At 67.4% G+C, this 23280-nt stretch carries 22 protein-coding genes; 12 read left to right on the top strand and 10 right to left on the bottom strand.

Features of this window, described 5'->3' with window-relative positions; translation table 11 throughout:
- Nucleotides 1-59 precede the first annotated feature (59 nt).
- From tadA to guaB, 5 genes are all read right to left on the bottom strand, one after another.
- Nucleotides 60-608, bottom strand: a complete 549-nt coding sequence (gene tadA, locus LJF27_RS04820) for a tRNA adenosine(34) deaminase TadA (protein ID WP_003092697.1) — start codon at nucleotides 606-608, stop codon at nucleotides 60-62.
- Nucleotides 599-1990 carry a multicopper oxidase family protein gene (locus LJF27_RS04815; protein ID WP_003137910.1) on the bottom strand — a complete coding sequence of 464 codons (1392 nt, stop codon included), beginning with the start codon at nucleotides 1988-1990 and terminating at the stop codon, nucleotides 599-601. The genes tadA and LJF27_RS04815 overlap by 10 nt, the downstream gene beginning before the upstream one ends.
- A gap of 138 nt (nucleotides 1991-2128) precedes the next feature.
- Nucleotides 2129-4036: an acyltransferase family protein gene (locus tag LJF27_RS04810; protein ID WP_023102885.1), complete on the bottom strand. Its 1908-nt coding sequence runs from the start codon at nucleotides 4034-4036 to the stop codon at nucleotides 2129-2131.
- A 197-nt stretch (nucleotides 4037-4233) separates the two neighbouring features.
- The gene (gene guaA, locus LJF27_RS04805; RefSeq protein WP_003105901.1) at nucleotides 4234-5811 is read right to left on the bottom strand and encodes a glutamine-hydrolyzing GMP synthase; all 1578 of its coding nucleotides are present in this window, start codon (nucleotides 5809-5811) and stop codon (nucleotides 4234-4236) included.
- A 79-nt stretch (nucleotides 5812-5890) separates the two neighbouring features.
- Nucleotides 5891-7360, bottom strand: a complete 1470-nt coding sequence (guaB, locus tag LJF27_RS04800; protein ID WP_003092702.1) for an IMP dehydrogenase — start codon at nucleotides 7358-7360, stop codon at nucleotides 5891-5893.
- Nucleotides 7361-7623: 263 nt separating this feature from the next.
- Here guaB and LJF27_RS04795 point away from each other — a divergent pair, with 263 nt between their 5' ends.
- The 4 genes from LJF27_RS04795 to LJF27_RS04780 all read left to right on the top strand — a co-directional run bounded on the left by LJF27_RS04795 (nucleotide 7624) and on the right by LJF27_RS04780 (nucleotide 11974).
- Nucleotides 7624-8601 carry a helix-turn-helix transcriptional regulator gene (locus tag LJF27_RS04795; RefSeq protein ID WP_003119304.1) on the top strand — a complete coding sequence of 326 codons (978 nt, stop codon included), beginning with the start codon at nucleotides 7624-7626 and terminating at the stop codon, nucleotides 8599-8601.
- A 134-nt stretch (nucleotides 8602-8735) separates the two neighbouring features.
- Complete coding sequence (locus LJF27_RS04790) at nucleotides 8736-9632, top strand: transporter (RefSeq protein ID WP_023117133.1); 897 nt, start codon at nucleotides 8736-8738, stop codon at nucleotides 9630-9632.
- A gap of 12 nt (nucleotides 9633-9644) precedes the next feature.
- Complete coding sequence (locus LJF27_RS04785) at nucleotides 9645-10802, top strand: MFS transporter (RefSeq protein WP_004345613.1); 1158 nt, start codon at nucleotides 9645-9647, stop codon at nucleotides 10800-10802.
- Nucleotides 10803-10831: 29 nt separating this feature from the next.
- A complete protein-coding gene (locus LJF27_RS04780) occupies nucleotides 10832-11974 on the top strand; it encodes a class II histone deacetylase (RefSeq protein WP_004345616.1) in 1143 nt (380 codons plus the stop codon).
- Here the strand turns inward: LJF27_RS04780 and LJF27_RS04775 are convergent.
- Nucleotides 11959-12741 (bottom strand): sulfite exporter TauE/SafE family protein, encoded by a 783-nt coding sequence (locus LJF27_RS04775; protein WP_003118316.1) that lies wholly within the window; start codon nucleotides 12739-12741, stop codon nucleotides 11959-11961. The genes LJF27_RS04780 and LJF27_RS04775 overlap by 16 nt on opposite strands.
- A 107-nt stretch (nucleotides 12742-12848) precedes the next feature.
- On the opposite strand from LJF27_RS04775, the gene LJF27_RS04770 reads away from it, so the two are divergent.
- The 7 genes from LJF27_RS04770 to LJF27_RS04740 all read left to right on the top strand — a co-directional run bounded on the left by LJF27_RS04770 (nucleotide 12849) and on the right by LJF27_RS04740 (nucleotide 19918).
- Nucleotides 12849-13757, top strand: a complete 909-nt coding sequence (locus LJF27_RS04770) for a LysR family transcriptional regulator (RefSeq protein ID WP_003137872.1) — start codon at nucleotides 12849-12851, stop codon at nucleotides 13755-13757.
- A 36-nt stretch (nucleotides 13758-13793) separates the two neighbouring features.
- Entirely contained in the window at nucleotides 13794-15173 is a 1380-nt protein-coding gene (gene xseA / locus LJF27_RS04765) for an exodeoxyribonuclease VII large subunit (RefSeq protein WP_003113813.1), read from the top strand.
- 6 nt (nucleotides 15174-15179) lie between these two features.
- Nucleotides 15180-16115 (top strand): LysR family transcriptional regulator, encoded by a 936-nt coding sequence (locus LJF27_RS04760; RefSeq protein ID WP_003092728.1) that lies wholly within the window; start codon nucleotides 15180-15182, stop codon nucleotides 16113-16115.
- 151 nt (nucleotides 16116-16266) lie between these two features.
- Nucleotides 16267-17307, top strand: a complete 1041-nt coding sequence (gene dctP, locus LJF27_RS04755) for a TRAP transporter substrate-binding protein DctP (protein WP_003118314.1) — start codon at nucleotides 16267-16269, stop codon at nucleotides 17305-17307.
- A gap of 73 nt (nucleotides 17308-17380) precedes the next feature.
- On the top strand, nucleotides 17381-17875 hold the full coding sequence (locus LJF27_RS04750; protein WP_003162603.1) for a TRAP transporter small permease: 495 nt from the start codon (nucleotides 17381-17383) through the stop codon (nucleotides 17873-17875).
- On the top strand, nucleotides 17872-19152 hold the full coding sequence (locus LJF27_RS04745; RefSeq protein ID WP_023117134.1) for a TRAP transporter large permease: 1281 nt from the start codon (nucleotides 17872-17874) through the stop codon (nucleotides 19150-19152). The genes LJF27_RS04750 and LJF27_RS04745 overlap by 4 nt, the downstream gene beginning before the upstream one ends.
- Nucleotides 19153-19156: 4 nt before the next feature.
- Nucleotides 19157-19918, top strand: a complete 762-nt coding sequence (locus tag LJF27_RS04740; RefSeq protein ID WP_003105392.1) for a M15 family metallopeptidase — start codon at nucleotides 19157-19159, stop codon at nucleotides 19916-19918.
- On the opposite strand, the gene LJF27_RS04735 is transcribed toward LJF27_RS04740, so the two are convergent.
- Nucleotides 19915-20868 (bottom strand): GlxA family transcriptional regulator, encoded by a 954-nt coding sequence (locus LJF27_RS04735; protein ID WP_003092735.1) that lies wholly within the window; start codon nucleotides 20866-20868, stop codon nucleotides 19915-19917. The genes LJF27_RS04740 and LJF27_RS04735 overlap by 4 nt on opposite strands.
- A 120-nt stretch (nucleotides 20869-20988) precedes the next feature.
- On the opposite strand from LJF27_RS04735, the gene LJF27_RS04730 reads away from it, so the two are divergent.
- The gene (locus tag LJF27_RS04730) at nucleotides 20989-21618 is read left to right on the top strand and encodes a cysteine hydrolase family protein (RefSeq protein WP_023117135.1); all 630 of its coding nucleotides are present in this window, start codon (nucleotides 20989-20991) and stop codon (nucleotides 21616-21618) included.
- Between the two features lie 34 nt (nucleotides 21619-21652).
- Here LJF27_RS04730 and LJF27_RS04725 read toward each other — a convergent pair whose 3' ends face one another.
- The 3 genes from LJF27_RS04725 to LJF27_RS04715 all read right to left on the bottom strand — a co-directional run bounded on the left by LJF27_RS04725 (nucleotide 21653) and on the right by LJF27_RS04715 (nucleotide 23276).
- Nucleotides 21653-22225, bottom strand: a complete 573-nt coding sequence (locus LJF27_RS04725) for a putative natural product biosynthesis protein (RefSeq protein ID WP_016253048.1) — start codon at nucleotides 22223-22225, stop codon at nucleotides 21653-21655.
- 56 nt (nucleotides 22226-22281) lie between these two features.
- On the bottom strand, nucleotides 22282-22758 hold the full coding sequence (locus LJF27_RS04720; RefSeq protein ID WP_003109794.1) for a copper chaperone PCu(A)C: 477 nt from the start codon (nucleotides 22756-22758) through the stop codon (nucleotides 22282-22284).
- 128 nt (nucleotides 22759-22886) lie between these two features.
- Nucleotides 22887-23276 (bottom strand): DUF2946 family protein, encoded by a 390-nt coding sequence (locus tag LJF27_RS04715; protein ID WP_015502430.1) that lies wholly within the window; start codon nucleotides 23274-23276, stop codon nucleotides 22887-22889.
- Nucleotides 23277-23280: the final 4 nt, after the last annotated feature.

Here is a 23280-nt window from a genome sequence, read left to right as displayed (position 1 = left end):
GAAGGGGCAAGGACGTGCTTTAACGTTTCAGCCGGAGCGTTCGAAAAGAGAAACATCCGTCAGTCTTCGCGAGGCTTCTTCGCCGCTTCGCGCCGCGCGCGGAAGAACGCCGAGAGCGCCTGGCTGCATTCTTCCGCCAGCACGCCACCCTCGACCATGACCCTATGGTTGAGATGCTCCTGCTCGAAGAATCGCCCACGGCTTTCCACTGCGCCCGACTTGGGCTCGACCGTGCCGTACACCAGGCGCTGGATGCGTGCGTGCACCAGCAGTCCGGAACACATGCTGCAGGGTTCCAGGGTCACATACAGGGTGCTGCCTGGCAGCCGGTAGTTGCCCGCCTCCGCCGCTGCCATGCGGATCGCCAGCATTTCGGCGTGGGCACTGGGATCGTGGCTACTGATCGGCCGGTTGAAGCCCCGCCCGATGATCTCGCCCTCGCGCACCAGGACCGCGCCCACCGGCACTTCGCCGAGGGCCGCGGCCTTTTCCGCCTCTGCCAGGGCCTCGCGCATGAAATGCGGGTCCCGGCTGCGATCGATGATCGGACGCACGCCTTTTACCGTCGGGTAGCCCTTGCCGTTGCTGATCAGCTTAGTCACCCGCACCAGGCCTCGCCGACCGCGATGGTCCCCATCAGGCCGGTCTCCATATGGTCGATGACGTGGCAGTGGAACATCCACAGGCCCGGATTGTCCGCCACCAGCGCCACGCGGGCAGTCTCGTTCTTGCCCAGCAGGTAGGTGTCGGTGAAGTACGGGATGATCTCCCGGCGATCCGAATCCAGCACCTTGAAGGCCATCCCATGCAGGTGGATCGGGTGCTGGTACTGCGCCATGTTGCGCAGCTCGAAGATGTAGCTCTGGCCTTCCTTGAGCTTGGCCAGCGGCGGCGCGTTGTGCTTGTGCTCCTCGCCGCCTTCCCAGGCCTTGCCGTTGATCTGCCAGAACGACGGATAGGGATTCTTGCCGCTGGTATCGGACATCGCCCCGACCCACTCGAAACGGAAACCGATCTTCTCGGCATTGGCCAGGTCCGGTTCGCTCACCGGATTCGCCGGCAACGGCTTCGGCCAGTCGCCGGCAGGTGCCTCGGCGCTGGCCACGCTGCGGATCGTCGCCAGGCGTACCGGCCCGTCGCGCAGGGACAGCTCGGTGCCCGCTTCCGGCACCTTCAGCGCCAGCTCCAGGCGCATCCCGGGACCGATCCAGTACTGCCCCTCGAAGCCGCGTGGTTCCACCGGATGGCCATCGATGGCATAGATCCTCGCCTCGCCGTTGGGCAGGTTGAGACGGTAGGTGACGGTGTTGTCGACGTTCAGCAGGCGCACCCGGACGATCTGCCCGGCCGGCAGGTCGATGGTCGGCACATGCTTGCCGTTGATCGTCGAATAGCGCCCGCGGGTGCCTTCGCGCGCGGCCTGGCGCGGCACGCTGAAGGGGGTGAAGGCGCCCTGCTCGTCCACGTGCCAGGTCTTCAGGCAGAGAACCTTCTCGTGGCGGAACCCGGTGGGTTCACGCTCCTCGATGATCAGCGGGCCGACCAGTCCGCGGCCGAGCTGCTCGCTGCTCATCAGGTGCGGGTGGTACCAGTAGCTGCCGGCGTCCTGGGTCTTGAACTGGTAGATGAAGCTCTCGCCCGGCTGCACCGGCGGCTGGGAAATGTACGGCACGCCGTCCATCTCGATCGGCAGGCGGATGCCGTGCCAGTGGATGGTGGTCGGTTCGTCCAGCCTGTTGGTGAAGCGCACCCGCAGCCACTCGCCCTGCTTCGCCCGCAACTCCACGCCGGGGCACTGGCCGCCATAGGCCAGCGCCGGACTGCTGAAGCCCGGGACGATCTCCAGGTCCAGCGGCGCGGCGATCAGTTCGTAGTCGTACTCCTGCGCCACCTGCGGACGCGCCAGCCAGAGGCGCGCGCCGCCGGCGCCGAGGCCGACCACCGCCAGCCCGGCGAGGCCGCCGAGCACTTGTCTACGGGTAAATGTCATGGAGCCTTCACCTTCGCGGGTACTGCGGCTGGGAAATGATAGATTTTCTCATTTCGAAGACCACATAGCGAGACATGCGTTTGCACAAAATGCCGCAGCACTGGCGAACACCGGCAACTGCTCGACCGCCCCACAGGCTCAATGCGCCGCAAACTTACCAACGAGAAACGCCGAGCCAGCATCGGTGAGATGGCCATAGTCCCAGGCAACAAGCTGGTCCCCGGTATCTCCCAGGCGAGTTAGACATCCCCCGCTGTCACAGAGAATTCTTCGCGGAGATATGTAGTTGACACCCAGTTCCCTAGCTCTTTCCCTAAGGATGTCGTCGACTCCAATGAAACGCTCGTCCAGACCGCTGGTCATCCGAGCGGGCACATTGTGCGGCATGCTTTCCCGAAACCGGAAATACAGTTGCTTGGGCAAGCTGTCTAGCCACTGCGGCACAGGGCCGATGAGATCGATATCGATGACTCCCGCCGCGCGCAGCCGATCGATAGTCCCCTTGAGAGCGGACAGATCATAATTGGTCCAGATGGCTGAAAGTACGACCTTGTTCGGATGTGCCGTCGTCACGTACCTCATGACTTCATCGTTGATGGAGCGACAATGGGGCCGGCTTGCGATTTCAAGTCCCAGCAACGGCGGACAACCACTCGCGGTTCGTTGCGTGATGCCGAACTCCCCTCCATAAACCGCCTTGTAGCCCGGATACAGGTGCGCGGCATGAGAGTCCCCCCACAACAAGAGATTACCCTGCTTACCTACGCTGACTGGCGGGCACTTCTGGAAGCTCTGGTACGCCTGTTCCGGCTTGAGGAAGCAACTCCCCTCTCGATAGCTGACAGCATAAGGAAACCTGTATTTCGCCAGATCCTGGACGAGTCTGGGGAAACGCTCCGCAACGCCTTCCAGCAAGTGAATCTTGTAACCACAGACACCAGCTATCGCCATGACCGCCAACGGTAGGAGAGCGCTACCGAATACCGGATCAGCGCGTCGAACAGGTCTCTCGATCAACCGATAGGTGAGCCATGCCAGCACAATTGAAAGCACCGCCAACGATGCGCGCACCTCAAGGCTCGGCACATTCCCCTCTGCAATCCGAGCGAACGCCAGTAGCGGCCAATGCCAGAGATATAGGGGGTAGCTGATCAAACCGATCCAGACCAGTAACGGATTGCTCAGTACGACCCTGTTGAACCAAGCACGCTCACCCGCTGCGATAAGCAGAACAGCACCAAGTACCGGAAGCAGTGCCAAGATGCCGGGAAACGCGGAGCGCCGATCGATCAGAACGAAACCGCAAGCCAACAGCAAAATACCGCTCGCCGAAAGCAAAGCACGACCTAGAACGTCATTGCCGAATACATCCAGAACACACTCTGCTCGCTCGTTGCGCAGAGTTAACCAGGCCAGAGCGGAGCCCGCGAGCAGTTCCCAGAAACGCGTCAACGGAGAATAGAACGCGCCGACCGGATCGCCGTCCAGCCGATAGACGCATAGTCCGAAGGAAGCTCCGGCCAACAGCACGACAGGCCAGAGGAAACCGATACGGACCCTCCATGCTATCCAGGCCAGCAACGGCCAGAGGATGTAGAATTGCTCCTCGACGCCCAGGCTCCATAGATGCAGCAGCGGCTTCAACTCCGCCGCACTGTCGAAATAGCTAGCCTCCGCCCATAGCACGAGGTTGGAAACGAATCCAGCACCCGCCGCGATGTGCTTGCCTAGTTGTGCGTACTCATCAGGAAGTAGCACTGCCCATCCCATCACACCGCTGGCAGCCAGCACCAGCAATAAGGCGGGGAAGATCCTTCTGATTCGACGCACATAGAAATCGACGAAGCGGAACGTCCCCCTTTCCAGTCCTTTGAAAATGATGCTGGAAATCAGGAAGCCGGAAATGACGAAAAATACGTCTACACCGATGAAGCCCCCCTGAAACCATTCGGGAAAGGCATGGAAAGCGACGACGGAAAGTACCGCCACCGCACGTAATCCATCGATATCCGCGCGATATTTGGGATATGGATAACCGTTCGACATGGGCCTGGCTGTTCTTTCTGATGGTGACCCCTCCCTCGCTCGTGCAAAGGAAGGCAAGGAGCGAACGGAAGCTTTCACTTCCAATCGGAGAAAGTCGATGGGTAGCCCGACAAAGTTTGCCTGGATGCCCGGGACCTCGCATAAAAAACGACGGCCTGCCGGCCGTCGTTTGTCACATATGCTTTAGGGAAGTGACCTCACTCCCACTCGATAGTCGCCGGCGGCTTGCTCGACACGTCGTAGGTGACCCGGGAGATACCGGCGATCTCGTTGATGATGCGGTTCGAGACCTTCTCCAGCAGTTCGTAGGGCAGGTGCGCCCAGCGCGCGGTCATGAAGTCGATGGTCTCCACCGCGCGCAGGGCGACGACCCAGGCGTAGCGACGGCCGTCGCCGACCACGCCGACCGATTTCACTGGCTGGAACACCACGAACGCCTGGCTGGTCTTGTGGTACCAGTCGAAGGCGCGCAGTTCCTCGATGAAGATGTGGTCGGCCTGGCGCAGCAGGTCGGCGTACTCCTTCTTCACCTCGCCGAGGATGCGCACGCCCAGGCCCGGGCCGGGGAACGGGTGGCGGTAGACCATGTCGTAGGGCAGGCCCAGCTCCAGGCCGATCTTGCGCACTTCGTCCTTGAACAGTTCGCGCAGCGGCTCGACCAGTTCGAACTGCATGTCCTCCGGCAGGCCGCCGACGTTGTGGTGCGACTTGATCACGTGGGCCTTGCCGGTCTTGGCGCCGGCCGACTCGATCACGTCGGGGTAGATGGTGCCCTGGGCGAGGAACTTCACGTCCTGCAGCTTGGTGGCTTCTTCGTCGAAAACTTCGATGAAGGTGCGGCCGATGATCTTGCGCTTCTCTTCCGGGTCGGCGACGCCGGCCAGGCGGCCGAGGAACTTGTCCTCGGCGTTGGCGCGGATCACCTTCACGCCCATGTTCTCGGCGAACATGGCCATCACCTGGTCGCCTTCGTGCAGGCGCAGCAGGCCGTTGTCGACGAACACGCAGGTCAGTTGGTCGCCGATGGCCTTGTGCAGCAGCGCGGCGACCACCGAGGAGTCCACGCCGCCGGAGAGGCCTAGCAGGACCTTGGAGGAACCGACCTGGGCGCGCACGGTGGCGATGGCGTCGTCGACGATGTTCGAGGGGGTCCACAGCGCGGCGCAACCGCAGATGTCGAGGACGAAGCGCGAGAGAATGCGCAGGCCCTGCTTGGTGTGGGTGACTTCCGGGTGGAATTGCACGCCGTAGTAGGCGCGGGCATCGTCGGCCATGGCGGCGATCGGGCAGCTCGGGGTGCTGGCCAGGATGTGGAAGCCGGCCGGCATCTCGGTGACCTTGTCGCCGTGGCTCATCCACACGTCGAGGCCGAGCACGCCGTCGTCGTCCACGTGGTCCTCGATGCCGTCCAGCAGGCGCGCCTTGCCGACCACGTCGACGCGGGCGTAGCCGAACTCGCGCAGGTCGGAGCCCTGCACCTTGCCGCCCATCTGCTCGGCCATGGTCTGCATGCCGTAGCAGATGCCGAACAGCGGCACCTTCAGGTCGAACACCGCCTGCGGCGCGCGCGGGCTGTCGGCTTCGTGTACCGACTCGGGGCCACCGGCGAGGATGATGCCGCGCGGCGCGAAGGCGATGATCGCCTCGTTGCTCATGTCGAAGGGATGGATTTCGCAATACACGCCGATCTCGCGCACGCGGCGGGCGATCAGTTGGGTGTACTGGGAGCCGAAATCGAGGATCAGGATACGGTGGGCGTGAATGTCTTGGGACATGGCCATCTCTCGCTACGGAATTCGAAAACGACACGGGGCTGAATCGAACAGCCCCGTGCAGCACTCATTTCAATCAGCCTCAACCAACCCGGTAGTTGGGGGCTTCCTTGGTGATCTGGACGTCGTGGACATGGGACTCGGCCATGCCCGCGCCGGTGATCCGGACGAACTGCGGCTGCGTGCGCATCTGCTGGATGTCGGCGCTGCCGGTGTAGCCCATGGCGGCGCGCAGGCCGCCCATCAGCTGGTGGACGATGGCGGACAGGGCACCCTTGTACGGCACGCGACCCTCGATGCCTTCCGGCACCAGCTTCTCGGCGCCGGCGGAGGCGTCCTGGAAGTAGCGGTCGGACGAGCCCTGGGAGCCGGACATGGCGCCCAGCGAACCCATGCCGCGGTAGGACTTGTAGGAACGGCCCTGGAACAGCTCGATCTCGCCCGGCGCTTCCTCGGTACCGGCGAACATCGAGCCCATCATCACGCAGTAGGCGCCGGCGACCATGGCCTTGGCCAGGTCGCCGGAGAAGCGGATGCCGCCGTCGGCGATCAGCGGTACGCCGGTGCCTTCGAGGGCGGCGGCAACGTTGGCGATGGCGGAGATCTGCGGCACGCCGACACCGGCGACGATGCGGGTGGTGCAGATCGAGCCCGGGCCGATGCCGACCTTGACCGCGTCGGCGCCAGCCTCGGCGAGGGCCTTGGCGGCCTCGGCGGTGGCGATGTTGCCGCCGATCACCTGGACGTCCGGGAAGGTCTGCTTGACCCAGCGCACACGCTCGATCACGCCCTTGGAGTGGCCGTGGGCGGTGTCCACCACCACCACGTCGACCCCGGCGGCGACCAGCGCGGCAACGCGCTCGCCGGTATCGGCGCCGGTGCCGACGGCGGCGCCGACGCGCAGGCGGCCCTGCTCGTCCTTGGACGCCAGCGGGTAGGTCTTGGCCTTCTCGATGTCACGGAAGGTCACCAGGCCACGCAGGTAGAAGTTCTCGTCGACCACCAGCATCTTCTCGATGCGGTTCTCGTAGAGCTTGGCCTTCATCTCTTCCAGCGGGGTGCCTTCGCGGGCGGTGACCAGCTTGTCCTTCGGGGTCATGATCGCGGCGACGGTATCGCCGGCGTTCGGCTTCACCCGCAGGTCGCGACCGGTGACGATACCGACCAGCTCGCCCTGCTCCACCACCGGGAAACCGGAGAAGCCGTACTCGCGGGCCATCTGCAGCAGTTCGATGATCTTGGTCGAGGGGGTCACGGTGACCGGGTCGCGGACGATGGCCGTTTCGTGCTTCTTGACCTTGCGGACTTCCGCGGCCTGCTGCTCGATGCCCATGTTCTTGTGGATGATGCCGATGCCGCCTTCCTGGGCCATGGCGATGGCCAGGCGGGCTTCGGTCACGGTATCCATCGCGGCGGATACCAGCGGGATGTTCAGTTCGATGCCGCGGGTCAGGCGAGTTTTCAAACTCACGTCCTTGGGCAGGACTTCGGAATAACCGGGGATCAGAAGGACGTCGTCGAAAGTCAGGGCTTCTTGACTGATTCGCAGCATGGCGGGCGCTCCCAGACGGGAAAAATGGAAGCGCGACATTATACCCAGCCACGCGCTTCCGCTCAACGCAGTTGATCGCCGAAAACGGCGAATGGGCAAATATCTTGCAAGGCGCCCGCCAGGCCCCGTTCCGCCTGTCCTATCCCGCATTTGCAGGATGGCAGCGCGGCGGCGGATGGCCGGATACTGCGTACGTCACCCAGCGACCGCCCAGGCGGCGGGACGCCGATTCCAAGAACTATAAAAGTGGGACGGGGGAGAGAATGAAAGGGAGCACTGACCCGCATTCGTCATCCGCAGCCTTGCTCGCGGCGTTCGGCGCCGCCGTGCTGGATATCAACCGGCTGGCGCGCGACAAGACCCTGGAGCGTTTCCATCGCACCGCGCTGGAACGTCTGCAGCAACTGGTGCCGTTCCAGCGTGCCTGGTGGGGCCGCGCGGCGCTGATCGACGGCGTGCCGGTGGAGCACAGCGCACACCTGTTCAACCTCGAAGAGCACTATGTCGAGGACTGGAAATCGATCAGCCACGACGACATCACCGTCGGACTGGTACACGCCCGCCCGGGCACCGCCGTGGCCGTCGACATGCAGGCCACCGCCGGGCTGCGCTGGCTTGGCGCACGTCACGACATCGGTGAGCTGCTCTGCGTGATCCACGTCGATCCGATCACCCGCCTCAGCGACCATGTCGCCCTCTATCGCACGCCTGGCGGCCCGCCCTTCGCGGACCAGGAGAAGCTGCTCCTCGGGCAACTCTCGGCGCACCTGGCCGCGGCCGTCTCGGCCAACCAGATCCGTACCCTGGTGGCCCTGCGCGAATCCCTCGAACGCCAGGCTCTGGCCATGGCGGTATGCGACCGCTACGGCGTGCTGCATTGCGCCGAACGCGGCTTCGTCGACCTGCTGCTCGGCGCCTGGCCGGGCTGGACCGGTCCGCAGTTGCCGGAGGAAACCAGCCCGCAGGGCTATCGCGATGCGCGTCTGGTGATCGACTCGCGGCAGGTCGGCGACCTCTACCTGCTCACCGCGCGGCAACCGAGCGCGATCGAACAGTTGAGCAATCGCGAAGGCGACGTCGCCCTGCTGTTCAGCGAAGGCAAGACCTACAAGCAGATCGCCCGCGACCTCGGCCTGGCGCCGAACACCGTGCGCCATCACATACGCACCATCTATTCCAAGCTCGGCGTCAACGACAAGGCGAGCATCGCCCACCTGCTGCATCAGTTCCCGCCTGGCTGACAGCCCTCCACCCCTGCCATCACCGCTTCGCCCGCCCCGCCATGGGCGGCATGGGCGCCCTTTCGCCTGCGAAAAGGCGCAACCACCACCGGCGCGACGAACGCCGGGCACACAACGACCGGGGAGACCGACACATGACCCACCGCACCGCCTCGATGGCCGCACCGACCGCCAGCGCCCTCGCGCTGCTCGGCATCCAGCTCCTGCTGGGCGCCGAAGCCGGCGCCGCCGACCTCAACGCCCGCGACTTCTTCGGCGCCCCAGCAGGCACCACGCTCGGCGTGCTCTACCTGCCGGCGACCCGCGCCCATGAGTTCCACGGGCCGGCCGATCGCAACGGCAAGGCCGAACTCAAGACCAACGCGATGGCCTACCGCCAGGTGTTCTTCAGCGACATCTGCGGCACTCTCTGCACGCCGCAGTTCATCATTCCCTTCGTCGACATCGATGCGCGCCTGCCCGGCAGCGCCGGGCATACCGGCGAGACCGGTTTCGGCGATCCCCAGGTCGGCGGCACCCTGTTTTTCGTCAACGACCCGGAACGGCGCCGCTACAGCGGCCTGCTGACCCTGATCACCCTGCCGCTGGGCGAGTACCACGCGAAGAACCCCGATGTCTCGCCCGGCGCCAACCGCTGGGGCGCCACCTTCGTCTACAACTACACCCAGGGCATCGGCCGCGACTGGGTGCTGGAAGCCAACCTGGAAGCGCAGTTCTACGCGAAGAACGACGACTACTTCGGCAGCGACCTGGAACAGAAACCGCTCTATCGCCTGCAGGCCTTCGCCTCCTACGACTTCAGCCAGAGCACCTACGGCGCCCTCAAGCTGGTGCACGCCGATGGCGGCGAACTGAAGCTGCAGGGCCATACCCTCGACGACACCCACCAGCGCTACACCCAACTCGGCTTCGAGCTAGGCCACTGGCTGGACCGGCGCAACAGCCTGATGTTCGGTCTCTCGCGCAACGTCGCCACCGACAATGCGTTCCATGGCAGCCAGGCCCTGTTGCGCCTGGTCCATGTGTTCTGAGGAGGCGCAGCCATGAGCGCTTCCGACAAGACCCTCGCCAGCGCCTCTCCGGCGTCCGGCAACCTCGCGCTGCTCGCGGCCATCGTGGTGTTCGCCGCGATCACCCCGACCATCCTGATGACCGCCCCCGCCGTCGCCGCGCAACTGGCGGCCCAGTGGCAACTGAGCCCGGCGCGGGTCGGCGACCTGTTTTCGGTGGAGCTAGGCGCCATGAGCCTGGCGACGCTGCCGGCCTTCCATTGGCTGAAACGCGTCGATTGGCGCCACGCGGCGCTGCTCGCCGGCCTGCTGTTCATCGCCGCCAACCTGGCCTCGGCGCTGGCCGGCAGCTACCCGCTGCTGCTCGCCCTGCGTTTCTGCAGCGCCCTCGCCGGCGGCTCGCTGATGATCCTCTGCCTGTCCAGCGCCGCCAGCACCGCCACCCCGAGCCGGGTCTACGGGCTCTGGGTGATGGGCCAACTGGTGGTCGGCGCCGTCGGCCTGGCACTGCTGCCGGCGCTGTTCGAACGCTTCGGCCTGGCCGCCTGCTACCTGTTGCTGGCCGGCCTGATGGGCCTCGCCCTACCGTTGTCGCGGGCCTTCCCCAGTGGCAGCCCGCCAGCGGAAGCCCGCGCCAGTACCGGCGCGGTTCACTCGCGACTGCGGGTCGGGCTGGGTATCCTCGCCGTGCTCACCTTCTATATCAGCCTCAGCGGCGTCTGGACCTTCATCGGCGCCATCGCCGAAGGCGCGGGGATCGGTGCCGGCGCCAGCGGCGAGGTACTCGCCGTCGCCACCCTGATGGGCATCGCCGGGGCGGCCTGCGCCTCCTTCATCGGCAACCGCCTGCCGCGCGACCTGATGCTGCTCGGCGGCTACCTGGCGATGGCCGCGGCGATCCTCCTGCTGATCGGCCAGCCACCGCTGGCGCGCTTCGCCCTGGCCGCGCTGCTGTTCAAGTTCACCTGGACCTTCGCCCTGCCGTTCATCCTCGCCTGCCTCGCCGACCTGGACCGCTCCGGCCGCCTGATGAACGCCTCCAACCTGGTCATCGGCGGCGGGCTGGCCATCGGCCCGGCGCTGGCCGGACGACTCATCGAAGGCAGCGGCGGTTTCCTCCCGCTGCTGCCGATCGCCGCCGGCCTGGCCGCCCTCTCGCTGCTGCTGGCCCTGGCCTGCCGGCCACGCTGAAACCCTTTCCCGAACCACGGATACCCGCCATGACCCGACGTACCGCTTTCTTCTTCGACGAACTCTGCCTCTGGCACGCCGCCGGCCCGCACGCGCTGACCCTGCCGGTCGGCGGCTGGGTGCAACCGCCTGCCGCCGCCGGACACGCCGAATCACCAGAAACCAAGCGCCGGCTGAAAAGCCTGCTCGACGTGTCCGGCCTGACCGCCCGCCTGCAACTGCGCAGCGCACCGCCGGCGAGCGACGAGGACCTGCTGCGCGTGCATCCGGCGCACTATCTGGAACGCTTCAAGGCGTTGAGCGACGCCGGCGGCGGCAGCCTCGGCCAGGACGCGCCGATCGGCCCGGGCAGCTACGAGATCGCCCGGCTCTCCGCCGGCCTGGCCATCGCCGCGCTGGACGCGGTGCTCGCCGGCGAGGTGGACAACGCCTACTCGCTGTCGCGGCCGCCGGGTCACCACTGCCTGCCGGACCAGGCAATGGGCTTCTGCTTCTTCGCCAACATCGCCGTGGCCATCGAGGCGGCCAAGGCTCGCCACGGCGTCGAGCGGGTCGCAGTGCTGGACTGGGACGTACACCACGGCAACGGCACCCAGGCGATCTACTACCGGCGCGACGACGTGTTGAGCATTTCCCTGCACCAGGACGGCTGCTTCCCGCCTGGCTACGGTGGCGCCGAAGACATCGGCGAGGATCGCGGTCGTGGCTTCAACCTCAACGTGCCGCTGCTTCCCGGCGGCGGTCACGACGCCTACATGCAGGCCATGCAACGCATCGTGTTGCCAGCGCTGGAGCGCTTCCGCCCGCAATTGATCGTGGTCGCCAGTGGCTTCGACGCCAACGCGGTGGACCCGCTGGCACGCATGCAACTGCACAGCGACAGCTTCCGGGCGATGACCGCGATGGTCCGCGACGCGGCCGAGCGGCATGCCGGCGGACGCCTGGTGGTGGTCCACGAAGGCGGCTACTCGGAAGCCTACGTGCCGTTCTGCGGCTTGGCTGTGATCGAAGAACTCAGCGGCGTGCGCAGCGCGGTGCGCGACCCGCTGCGCGACTTCATCGAGTTGCAGCAGCCCAACGCGGCGTTCCGCGACTTCCAGCGCCAGCGCCTCGAAGAGCTGGCCGCACAGTTCGGCCTGTGCCCGGCGCAGCCGCTTCAAGCGGCCAGGTAGCGCCCGACCAGCGCCAGGCCGCTGCACAGCACCAGCCAGGTGACCAGGCGGACGAAGGCTTCACGCGACAGACGCAGGGTCACCCGACGGCCGATCCACAGGCCCAGCGCCATGCCCGGCAGCAGGCAGGCGGCGAGCAGCCAGGGCTCGCGCGCGGCATACAGCCCGGCGAGCAGGAACAGCCCCAGGCGGACGAAGGTGCTACAACCGATCAGCGCGCTCTGGGTGGCGCGCATCTGCTCCTTGCTCGCCAGGCGTCCGTTCAGGTACAGCGAATAAAGGAAGCCGCCGCTGCCGAACAACGCGCCGAACAGCCCGCCGAAGACACCGAAGGGCAACGCCCAGGTCGCCCGCCAGCGCGGCTGGCCGCGTGGCTGGAGGAACAGCGCGTAGAGCGCATAGAAACTGACGAACACGCCGAGGGCCAGCATCAGCAGCTCCGCGCGTAGCGCCAGAAGTCCGTACGCCCCGAGCGCACAGCCCAGCAGCATGCAGGGCAGCAGACGCTTGAGCTCAGTGACAGCGATCTGCCGCCGCGCCGGCAGCCAGTTGCCGAACGACGCGCTGAAATCCAGCAGGACCAGCAGCGGAATGATCTGCGACAGCGGCAGCACCCCGGCCAGCAACGGGCCGGCGACCAGCGCGGTGCCGAAGCCGGCGATGCCGAACACCACATAGGCGAGGACGATGGCCAGTTCGACCAGCAGCCATTGCCATAGGCTGAACGGCAGGGCGGCGAACAGGACTGACGGATCGAGCGAGGACATGGCGACTCCCGGAACGACGACCTGCGCACTCTAGCGAGCGCAACGGCGCGCCAGCCAATACAATCCGAGCCCTGTAGCCATCTCGAAAAGGCATGGGGAATCTTCCGATGATCTCTTTGCGGCAACTCCATTACTTCGTCGAAATCGTCGAGTCCGGCGGCTTCAGCCGTGCCGCCGAACGCCTGTTCGTCGCCCAGTCGGCGCTCAGCCGGCAGGTGCGCGAACTGGAGGACAGCATCGGCACCCCACTGCTCCGCCGCGGTCCGCGCCAGGTCGAGCTGACGCCGGCCGGTCGCGCCTTCCTGCCACGCGCGCAGCGCCTGCTCGGCGACCTGGAGGCCGCCCGGCGCCTGGCTCGCGAGGTCGGCGAAGGCGGCCATGGCCTGCTGCGCCTGGGGCACTCCAGCTCGGTGCCGCTGGTGGGCGGCCTGCAAGCGGCGCTGCGCGGCTACCTCGCGGCGCAGAGCGGCGTCCGCCTGGAACTGACCCAGCAATCCTCCGAGCAGCAACTCGCCGATCTCGCCGAAGGACGCCTGGACCTTGGCCTGCTGCGCCTGCCGGTGCTGCGCCAGCATCCCCGGCTGCACCTGCGCGCCCTGTACCGCGAGCCGTTGCTCCTGGCTCTCGCCGCCGACCATCCGCTGGCCCGCCGTGAAGCCCCCGTGGCCCTGGCCGCCCTGGCCGGAGAAACCTTCGTCTCCATTCCCCACCTGCAACGCGGCGGCCTCAGCTATCGCGCCGCCGAACTCTGCCTCGGCGCCGGTTTCTACCCACGCCCGGCGCGCGCGCTGTCGCGCAAGACCAGCCAGTTGCAACTGATCGAGGCCGGCTTCGGCGTCGCCCTGGTGCCCGCCTCGATGCGCGCCATCGCACCGCCCGCCGTGCGCTTCATGTCTCTGGCCGAGGCCGAGGCATACAGCGAGGTGGCGCTGGCCTGGCGACGCGACGATAGCCCCCTGGTGGAAGGCTTCGTCGAATATTTCCTGGAGAATCTGCCGAACGAAGCCAAGGATTGATCGCACATCCCGGTGCGCCGCCTTATCATGCCGCCCATGCGTAACGATCCCTTCCAACGGCTCGGCCTCGATCGCGAGGTGCTGACCGTCAGCCAACTGAACCAGCGCGCCCGCCTGCTGCTGGAAGACGTGTTCCCGCAGGTCTGGGTCGAGGGCGAGCTGTCCAACCTCGCCCGGCCGGCCTCCGGCCATGTCTACTTCACCCTCAAGGACAGCAACGCGCAGATCCGCTGCGCGCTGTTCCGGCAGAACGCCCTGCGCGTACGCCAGGCCTTGCGCGACGGGCTGGCGGTAAAGGTGCGCGGGAAGATCTCGCTGTTCGAGGGACGCGGCGACTACCAGCTGATCGCCGATACCGTCGAGCCGGCCGGCGACGGCGCCCTGCGCCTGGCCTTCGAGGCATTGAAGGAAAAACTCGCCGGCGAAGGCCTGTTCGCCAGCGAACGCAAGCGTCCGCTGCCCGCCCATCCGCGCCGCATCGGTATCGTCAGTTCGCCCAGCGGGGCGGTGATCCGCGACATCATCAGCGTGTTTCGCCGCCGCGCACCGCAGGTCGAGCTGACCCTGGTGCCCACCGCAGTGCAGGGCCGCGAGGCCGTCGCACAGATCGTCCGCGCGCTACAACTGGCCGACCGGCAGGGCTTCGACGCGCTGATCCTGGCCCGTGGCGGCGGTTCCCTGGAAGACCTCTGGTGCTTCAACGAAGAAGCGGTGGCGCGCGCCGTGGCGGCCTGCGCCACGCCGATCGTCAGCGCGGTCGGCCACGAGACCGACGTATCGATCAGCGACTTCGTCGCCGACGTGCGCGCGCCGACGCCTTCGGCCGCCGCCGAACTGCTGGCGCCCAACGCCGGCGACCTGCAGCAGCGTCTCGACGGCCTGCGCCGGCGCCTGGTGCTGCGCATGCGCGACCAGTTGCTGCGCGAACGCCTGCGCCTGGAAGGCGTCGCCCGCCGCCTGCGCCATCCCGGCGAACGCCTGCGCCAGCAGGCACAGCGCCTGGACGACCTGGACATGCGCCTGCGCCGTGCCTTCGAGCGCCAGCTGGCGGTCCGCCACGAACGCCTGGTCCGCCTGGAGACGCGTCTCGCCGCACAGCATCCGGGCCGCACCCTGGCGCTGCTCCGGCAGAAGCTCGACAGCCTCGCCGCGCGCCTGCCGCGCGCCGCCCGCGAGGTACTGAAGGATCGTCGTCAGCGCCTCGAAGGACTGGCGCAGACGCTCAACGTGGTCAGCCCGCTGGCGACCCTGGGCCGCGGCTACAGCATCCTCCTCGACGAGCGTGGCCGGGCGATCCGCGATGCCGGCCAGACCCAGCCGGGACAGCGCCTGAAGGCGCGCCTCGCGGAAGGCGAACTGGAGGTGCGGGTCGAGGACAACCACCGGACGCCGGTGACCCTGTCGCTGCTGGACTGAGCCGCGATGATCCGCCTCAGCCAACGGGCCCTGGCCTACCTCAACGAGGTGATCCACCACGGTTCTCTTCGCCGCGCCGCCCAGCACCTGAACATCGACCCCTCGGCCATCAGCCGGCAGCTCGCCAGCCTGGAGGAACATCTCGGCGTGCGCCTCCTGCAACGCACCCCGCAGGGCGTGGCGCCTACCGAGGCCGGCGAACTGCTGGTGGCGCACTACCGCCAGCAACGGGCCAACGAAGAGGGCGTGCTGTCGCGTCTGTCGGCCCTGCAGGGGCTGCGCCAGGGCAAGGTGCGCCTGGCGGTCGGCGAGGGCTTCATCGCCGACCTGATCTCCCAGCCATTGCAGAGCTTCATCCTGCGCTACCCCGGCATCGAGCTGGAGGTCCGCATGGCCGGGGCCAACGAAGGCGTGGCGCTGGTCAAGGAAGACGCCGTCGACCTGGCCCTGGTCTACGCCCCGGTCGAGGACGGCGAACTGGACGTGCACGTCGACACCCGCCAGCCCCTCGACCTGATCATCCCCGCCAACCATGCCCTCGCCGGACACCGCGGTGCGGTGCCGATGCGCGCGCTGCGCAACGAGTCGCTGGCGTTGATCCACAACAGCACCGGCATGGGCCAACTGGCGGTGATCGCCGCCCAACTGGAGCGCATCGAGCTAAGGCCGAAGCTGCGCACCAACTCGGTGGCGGTGCTGACCAATTTCGTCAAGTCCGGCATCGGCGTGGCCTTCATGCCGGAGTTGACGGTCAGCCACGAGATCGAGGCCGGGCATATCCGTTGCCTGCCGCTGGCCCACCCGGCGCTGCGCGACGCCCGCGCGCGGATCGTCAGCCACAAGGGCCGCGAGCTGACCGTGGCGGCGATCGCCTGCCTGGAACACCTGCGCCGCGGCATGCGCTTCTTCAGTGGCGACGCGCCCGGGCTCTCGCAGCGCTGAGGCGTTGTCTTTTTCGCATCACGTCCGGACTTGAATAGTCAACGAGACAACGGCTAGCGTTGCTTCGCTTTCGTGCGAGCACCCGGCCCCGCGCCCCGACAAGAAGTGCCGCCGATCCCCCGACCGTTCGGACTGCCATAAGGAAAACAACATGCACACGAATCCGCGCCACGGCCTCGCCCGCCGCTTCGCCGCCGGACTGCTGGCCGCCGCCCTGGGCCTGGGCGGCAGCCTCGCCCAGGCCGCCACCACCCTCAACCTGAGCTATAACGGCGCCGCCGACAGCGAGAAGAACCTGGTGCACCTGTTCGCCAGCAACCTCAAGCGCCTGGCCGAGGAAAAGAGCGGCGGCGAACTGCAGTTCAAGCTCTACCCCAACAGCATGCTCGGCGAAGAGGAGCAGCGCATGGAACAGGTGATGACCGGCCCCGGCCTGAACATCGCCTCGTTCGCCGGGATCGCCCCGCTGTTCCCGGAGATCTACGTCAGCGCCACGCCCTTCATGTTCAAGGACGCCGCCGCGGCCCACGCCTTCTTCGACAGCGGCAGCTACTGGCAGGCCGCCCGCGAGGCCTTCCGCGAGCGCACCGGCACCGAGCTGCTGGCGGTGGTCGAGGAAGGCGGCTTCCTCAACTTCACCAACGGCAAGAAGCCGATCCACGGCCCGGCGGACTTCCAGGGCCTGCGCTTCCGCGCCATGGATCCCAGCCAGGTGGCGCTCTACGAAGCCTTCGGCGCCTCCGGCACGCCGATCCCCTGGACCGAGTTGTACATGGGCCTGCGCACCGGCGTCGCCGACGGCCAGATGAACCCGACCTCCTACATCATCCTCGGCAGCCTCTACCAGGTGCAGAAGTACCTGACCCTGGCCAACATCCAGTACTCCGACCAGTTCCTGGTGGCCAACGGCGATCTGCTCGCCAGCCTCCCGGCAAAGGAGCGCCAGGCCCTGCTCGACGCCGCCGCCGAAGCCACCCGGCTGAACCGCGAGGCGGTCGCTGCCCAGCAGGAGCGCGACCTCGCGTTCCTCAAGGAAAAGGGCATGCAGATCATCCAGCCGTCCGCCGATGACCTCGCCGCCTTCCGCGAGAAAGGCCAGCCGTCCTACCTGGCCTGGCTGAAGACCCAGGACATCGAGCCGCGCTGGACCGAGATGGCCTTCCGCGACGCCGGTCTCGCCACCGCCCCCTGACCTTCGCGCGTTGCCCCCCGACGGCCGCTGCCGTCGGCCGGGCGCGCCTGTCCGACTTTCCGGAGTGCCTCCCATGCCGTCATTGCTCAAGGGCATGCGCGCCGCGTTGCTGAACCTCGCCACGCTGCTGTTGCTGCTCGACCTGGTCCTGCTCATCTACGGCGTGTTCGCCCGCTACCTGCTCGGCAGCTCGCCGATCTGGATGGACGAACTGGCCCGCTACCTCATCATCGGCGCAGTAATGCTGGCGCTCGGCGCGGTATGGATGGAAGGCGGGCACATGCGCGTCAACCTGTTGGAACAACGCCTGCCGCCGCGCCTGGCGCAGGCCCTCAGGCTCTACCAGTGGCTGCTGGCGCTGGCCTTCTTCGCCTTCGCCGCCTGGGTCAGCACCCGCTACGCGCTGAACGCCGGGCGCTTCCGCAGCCTCGGCCTGGGCATCAGCCGCACCTGGCCGTTGCTCAGCCTGCCGCTCGGCTTCGGCCTGCTGACCCTCATGCTGTTGCTCCAGGGGCCCTGGCCGCGGCAGCCGGCCAGCACCACCGTCGAGGGAGGGTCGCAGGCATGATGGCCATCGCCATGATCGCAGCCTTCGTGGTCAACCTCCTGCTCGGCCTGCCGCTGTTCCTCTGCCTGCTGCTCACCGCGCTGGTGGGGTTCCTCTTCGTCGACCCGGCGCTGTTCGCCAACACCCTGCCGCAGCGCTTCTTCGGCGGCATGGACATCTTCTCGCTGATGGCGATCCCGCTGTTCGTGCTGGCCGGCAACCTGATGAACCATTCCGGCATGACCCCGCGCCTGATGCGCCTGGCCAACGCCCTGGTCGGCCACTTCCGCGGCGGCCTCGGCCACGTCAACGTGGTCGCCGGGGTGTTCTTCGCCGGGGTCAACGGGTCCGCCGCGGCCGACGCTTCGGCACTCAGCACCCTGCTGGTGCCGGCCATGGAAAAGGAAGGCTACTCGCGGCGCTTCGCCGCCGGGCTGACCGCGGGCAGCTCGCTGATCGGTCCGATCATCCCGCCGAGCATCTTCATGATCCTCTATTCCTCGCTGACCAACACCTCGGTGGGCGAGCTGTTCCTCGCCGGGGTGATTCCCGGCCTGCTGCTGGCCGCCGCCTTCATGCTGCTGAACGCGGTGTACGCCTACCGCAACGGGCTGCAGGCGCGCCATGCGGCGCCGGCCTGGGGCGAGATCCTGGCGGCGCTGTCCGGCGCCCTGACCGCGCTGATCGCGCCGGTGATCATCGTCGCCGGAATCGTCCTGGGACTGGTCACGCCCACCGAGTCGGGCGCCTTGATCGCTCTCTACGTGGCGCTGGTCGGTCTGCTCCAGCGCCAACTGAGCCTGGTCGGGCTGTGGAACTCGCTGCGCGAGACGGTACGCCTGACCGCCAGCATCTACGTGATCATCGCCGCCGCTTCGGTGGTCAACTGGTTGCTCAACTACGCCCAGGTCGCCAGCGAGTTCGCCCAGTTGCTGGAGCCGTTCGGCCACTCGCCGACCCTGATGCTGTTCATCATCAGCGCAGTGATCTTCGTCTGCGGCATGCTCATGGAAGAAGTCTCGGTACTGATGCTGCTGACGCCGATAGTCGCTCCGGTGGCGCTGGCCGCCGGCGTGGATCCGGTGCACCTGGGGCTGATCTTCACCCTGAACATCACCATCGCCCTGATCACCCCGCCAATGGGCGCCTGCCTGTTCATCGTGGCGACCATCAGCCGCCTCGATATCCTGGAAATGTTCAAGGGTATCTGGCCGTTCATCCTCGTGGCCCTGGGGGTGCTGTCGCTGCTGATCCTGTTCCCGTCCCTGACCCTGTGGCTGCCACACCTGCTCAATTGACGCCATGACCGACTTCACCCAAGCCATCCCCGTTCTCCCGGAGCCCGACTGGCACGCCGTGGCCGGCATCCCCATCGTCGATGCCGGCACGCCGCTGGAGGCGCTCGGGCTGAGCCGCGAGTTCAGCGTCTGGCCGGCCTACCACAAGCTCGGCATTCCTCACGCGATCCCGGAGTGCCACGCTCGCGGCGAGGTCTTCGAGCGTCTCCTGCGGGTCGCCGCCGCCCTCCCCGGCGGCGTGCGCCTGGTGGTGCTGGACGCCTGGCGGCCGTTCGCCGTGCAGCAGTATCTCTACGACAGCCTGTCCAGCGCCCTGGCCGCGCACTACCCACGGGCCGGCGAGGCCGAGCTGGAACGGCTCACCCGCCAGTTCGTCTCGCCGCCGAGCAGCAGCCGCGAGGCGCCCAGCCCGCATCTCACCGGCGGCGCGGTGGACGTCACCCTGTGCGACGCCCAGGGCCGCTGGCTGGACATGGGCAGCGCCTTCGACGAAGCTGTGCCGGCCTCCTACACCGCCTACTTCGAACGCCTGGCGGAGCCCGACACGCGCCAGCGACGCGTCCGCGATCACCGTCGCCTGCTCTATCACGCGATGCTCGACGCCGGTTTCAGCAACCTGCCCAGCGAATGGTGGCACTACGATTTCGGCGACCAGCTCTGGGCCTGGCACACCGGCGCGACGCAGGCGCTGTTCGGCCCGGTGCAGTTGCAGGCGATGGACGCGCTCTGGCGCCAGCAGTTGCAGAAGCGCCCTCCGGCGGACTAGGAGGCGAAGGCGCGCCGGTAGCCCAGCGGCGGCAGGCCGAACGCGGCGGAGAACTGCTGGCGCAACGACACCGCCGAACCGAAGCCGGCCAGCCCGGCGATCGCCTGCACCGAATGCTCGGTGGTTTCCAGCAGGCGCTGGGCCAGGGCCAGGCGTTCGGCCTGCAGCCACTGGTTGACGGTGGTGCCGGTGAGCTGGCGGAAATGCCGGGTGAAGGTCCGCCGGCTCATCAGCACCCGCTGTGCCAGGCTGTCCAGGCTGTGCGCCTGGTCGAGGTTCTGCCGCAGCCACACCAGCAGCTCGCCGAGACGGCCGTCCTGGGCACTGTCCGGCAGCGGCTGCTCGATGAACTGGGCCTGGCCGCCCTGTCGATGCGGCGCCACCACCAGGCGCCGGGCCAGGTGATTGGTAGTCTGCGCACCGAGCCGCTGGCGGACCAGGTGCAGACAGCAGTCGATGCCGGCGACGGTGCCTGCCGAGGTCAGCAGGCCGTCGTCCTCGATGTACAGCACGTCGGGCTCCACCCGCACCGCAGGGAAGCGCCCGGCGAAATCCTCCGCCCACATCCAGTGGGTGGTGGCGCGGCGACCGTCGAGCAACCCGGCCTCGGCCAGCACGAAGGCCCCCAGGCACAAGCCCACCAGTTGCGCACCGCGTGCACGGGCCGCGATCAACGCATCCAGCAGCGCTTGTGGCGGACGCTCGTGTGGATCGCGCCAGCTCGGCACGATCACGGTCTGCGCCTCGGCCAGCGCTTCCAGCCCGGCCTCGGCCTCGATGGTGAACCCCACCGTGGTTCGCAGCCGGCCCGGCTCGGCGGCGCAGACACGCAGGTCGAAGGCCTGCGCGCAGGGGTCGTAGCACTCCTGGCCGAACACCAGGCAGGGCACCGACAGGTGGAACGGACTGATGCGGTCGAAGGCCACCACGGCCACGGACTGGCGGGACATGCGCACCTCGGTGGGTATGAGCGGGTTGGCCCGATTCTAGCGAAAGTTGTCTCTCAGGCCACTCACTCGCTACGCCGCGCCGGGACCAGAATCTGCCTCACCCACTCAGGAGGAAACGCCATGTCCGCACGTCAACCCAAACGCGCCTTGCTGGTCATCGACGTACAGAACGAATACGTCAGCGGCAACCTGCGTATCAAATTTCCCGCCATCCAATCGTCGCTGGAACGCATCGGCGCCGCCATGGATGCCGCCCACGCGGCGGGCATCCCGATCGTCGTGGTGCAGCACCTGGCACCGGCGGACTCGCCGTTGTTCGCGCGCGGCAGCCGGCAGGCCGAGCTGCACGAGGTGGTCGCCTCGCGGCCCTACCAGCACAAGGTGGAAAAGCAACTGGCCAGTTCCTTCGTCGGCACCGGGCTGGCCGACTGGCTGCGCGAGCGCGACATCGACACCCTCGCCGTGGTCGGCTACATGACCCAGCACTGCGACGACTCGACCATCCGCCAGGCGATCCACGAAGGCTGGCAGGTGGAATACCTGCACGACGCCAGCGGCTCGGTGCCCTACCGCAACCGCGCCGGCCAGGCCAGCGCGGAAGAGATCCACCGGATCTTCGGCATCGTCCTGCAGTCCTCCTTCGCCGCCGTGCTCAGCACCGAGGAGTGGCTGGAAAGCCTCGCCGGCCGGCACGTTCCGGAACGCGACAACATCTACGACTCCAACCAGCGAGCCCTGGCCAACCGCTGAAACGGCGCCGCCCCCCACGCGGGGCGGCGAGCGCTCAGCCGACCAGCGAGCCGCGCGCCGGCAACGGCTTCCAGCCCGGGAACTCGCGCAGCCGCGTGTCGGGCACCGCGCAATAGGCGAATGTCCAGTTCGGCGCCGGCAGGTCCAGGCGCTCCAGCGGCACACGCGTGCCGGCGCCGGCCTGCGGCGCCTTCCAGTCCTGGGTGATGTGCGCGCCGCCCTGGCTGGCCAGGAGGATGCCGCGGTTGGCGCTGGTGTCGTCCACCGTCCAGCGCGCGGCGGAGGCGTCCATCAGCACCTCCAGATGCTCGTCGGTCACCTTGGCGCCGAACGGCGACTGCAACAGCCAGCAGTACAGGCGCAGGTGCATCGCCCAGTTCCAGGCGGCCTTCTGCTCGGCCGCCCATTGCAGGAAACCACGGAGGATGGTCAGGCCATCCGGCGGATCGATCTTCAGCAGTTCCGGGCAAAGGTCGTAGAGATGGTGCCAGGCGCTGCTCAGGCGCTTGTTGAGCTGGTCCGGACGCAGGGTGGAGTTCTTCGGCGGCAGGCCGGGAGCCACCACCAGGCCGGTCTGCGCCGGCAAGGGATATCTGTTGCTGTTCATGCTCTGAACCTCGCACGCAAAGGCGGGGCGCCGGGCGCCCCTGCTCGACACGGCGCTCAGTGGCCGTGCTGCTCGTGCCCGCCCTGTTCGGCCGGCGCCTTGGACTCGACGACGATTTCCACCGGCACGTCGCCGGCCTTGCGGAAATGCAGCGTCAGCGGGAAGCGCTCGCCGGCCACCAGTGGCTGCTTCAGGCCCATCAGCATCAGGTGGTAGCCGCCGGGAGCGAAGCGCAGGTCCTTGCCTGGTGCGACGTCGACGCTGTCGACTTTCTGCATGCTCATCATGCCGTTCTTGTGCACATGCTCGTGCACCTCGGCGGAAGCCGCGCGCGGCGTGTCGGCGCCAAGCAGGGTGTCGTTTTCCTTGCCGTGGTTCTGCACCACGAAGTAGGCCGCGCCGTTCGGCGAGGTCGGCGGCAGGGCCAGCGCCCAGGGATGCTCGATGTGCAGTTGGCCGGCGCTGTACTCGTGGGCCTGGGCGAAAGCGGAAACGGCCAGCAGGGCCGCGGCAGCGAAGAAGGATGTGCGCATGGTGACTCTCCAGTAGCGTATGACCGGTCTTTTTCCGTCGGACCGGCGATTCCATGGGGAAGCTAGGGTATTGCGCCGCGACCTGCCCCGACCCGAAGGTCCAGGTTGTCGAAGGCGCGGGGGAGGAGTCAGGCGACAGGAGAGGCGCGCGGATTGGCGAGGCGCCAATAGCGCAGGGGAGGCAGGTCGGTGGCGGAGAAGGCGTTACGGGCCGGGCTGGCCAGCGGCGCCAGCGGCAATGCCGGCCAGGAGGCGACCAGTCCGGGCGTGCCGGCGGCGCCGGCGCAGCAGCAGAGGTGCGGGGCCAGGCTCTCGTGGTCGTCGGGAAGATCGATGTCCTTGAGCGCGGCGCTCAGCTTCAGGCGCAGCAGCGAATCGGACGAGGTGCTGCAGAAGCCGCCGAGCAGCAACGAGGCGCGCTCCTGCGTCGTCAGCGCCTGCGAAAGCGGCACCACGAACAGGTTCATCAGCACGGCCAGGCTGGCCAGCCAGGCCACGGGGCGCCGTGACAGGGGCATCGTC

Source organism: Pseudomonas sp. 203-8 (genome assembly GCF_020708595.1).
Lineage (GTDB): Bacteria > Pseudomonadota > Gammaproteobacteria > Pseudomonadales > Pseudomonadaceae > Pseudomonas > Pseudomonas aeruginosa.
Note: the sequence above shows the minus strand (reverse complement) of the source record. Positions and strands in the feature narration are given on the sequence as shown.

Excerpts from the sequence above, each read along its gene's own strand:
- LJF27_RS04815 (WP_003137910.1), bottom strand. The coding sequence starts at position 1,990 with ATGACATTTACCCGTAGACAAGTGCTCGGCGGCCTCGCCGGGCTGGCG.
- LJF27_RS04810 (WP_023102885.1), bottom strand. The coding sequence starts at position 4,036 with ATGTCGAACGGTTATCCATATCCCAAATATCGCGCGGATATCGATGGA.
- guaA (WP_003105901.1), bottom strand. The coding sequence starts at position 5,811 with ATGTCCCAAGACATTCACGCCCACCGTATCCTGATCCTCGATTTCGGC.
- guaB (WP_003092702.1), bottom strand. The coding sequence starts at position 7,360 with ATGCTGCGAATCAGTCAAGAAGCCCTGACTTTCGACGACGTCCTTCTG.
- LJF27_RS04795 (WP_003119304.1), top strand. The coding sequence starts at position 7,624 with ATGAAAGGGAGCACTGACCCGCATTCGTCATCCGCAGCCTTGCTCGCG.
- LJF27_RS04790 (WP_023117133.1), top strand. The coding sequence starts at position 8,736 with ATGACCCACCGCACCGCCTCGATGGCCGCACCGACCGCCAGCGCCCTC.
- LJF27_RS04785 (WP_004345613.1), top strand. The coding sequence starts at position 9,645 with ATGAGCGCTTCCGACAAGACCCTCGCCAGCGCCTCTCCGGCGTCCGGC.
- LJF27_RS04780 (WP_004345616.1), top strand. The coding sequence starts at position 10,832 with ATGACCCGACGTACCGCTTTCTTCTTCGACGAACTCTGCCTCTGGCAC.
- LJF27_RS04775 (WP_003118316.1), bottom strand. The coding sequence starts at position 12,741 with ATGTCCTCGCTCGATCCGTCAGTCCTGTTCGCCGCCCTGCCGTTCAGC.
- LJF27_RS04770 (WP_003137872.1), top strand. The coding sequence starts at position 12,849 with ATGATCTCTTTGCGGCAACTCCATTACTTCGTCGAAATCGTCGAGTCC.
- xseA (WP_003113813.1), top strand. The coding sequence starts at position 13,794 with ATGCGTAACGATCCCTTCCAACGGCTCGGCCTCGATCGCGAGGTGCTG.
- LJF27_RS04760 (WP_003092728.1), top strand. The coding sequence starts at position 15,180 with ATGATCCGCCTCAGCCAACGGGCCCTGGCCTACCTCAACGAGGTGATC.
- dctP (WP_003118314.1), top strand. The coding sequence starts at position 16,267 with ATGCACACGAATCCGCGCCACGGCCTCGCCCGCCGCTTCGCCGCCGGA.
- LJF27_RS04750 (WP_003162603.1), top strand. The coding sequence starts at position 17,381 with ATGCCGTCATTGCTCAAGGGCATGCGCGCCGCGTTGCTGAACCTCGCC.
- LJF27_RS04745 (WP_023117134.1), top strand. The coding sequence starts at position 17,872 with ATGATGGCCATCGCCATGATCGCAGCCTTCGTGGTCAACCTCCTGCTC.
- LJF27_RS04740 (WP_003105392.1), top strand. The coding sequence starts at position 19,157 with ATGACCGACTTCACCCAAGCCATCCCCGTTCTCCCGGAGCCCGACTGG.
- LJF27_RS04735 (WP_003092735.1), bottom strand. The coding sequence starts at position 20,868 with ATGTCCCGCCAGTCCGTGGCCGTGGTGGCCTTCGACCGCATCAGTCCG.
- LJF27_RS04730 (WP_023117135.1), top strand. The coding sequence starts at position 20,989 with ATGTCCGCACGTCAACCCAAACGCGCCTTGCTGGTCATCGACGTACAG.
- LJF27_RS04725 (WP_016253048.1), bottom strand. The coding sequence starts at position 22,225 with ATGAACAGCAACAGATATCCCTTGCCGGCGCAGACCGGCCTGGTGGTG.
- LJF27_RS04720 (WP_003109794.1), bottom strand. The coding sequence starts at position 22,758 with ATGCGCACATCCTTCTTCGCTGCCGCGGCCCTGCTGGCCGTTTCCGCT.
- LJF27_RS04715 (WP_015502430.1), bottom strand. The coding sequence starts at position 23,276 with ATGCCCCTGTCACGGCGCCCCGTGGCCTGGCTGGCCAGCCTGGCCGTG.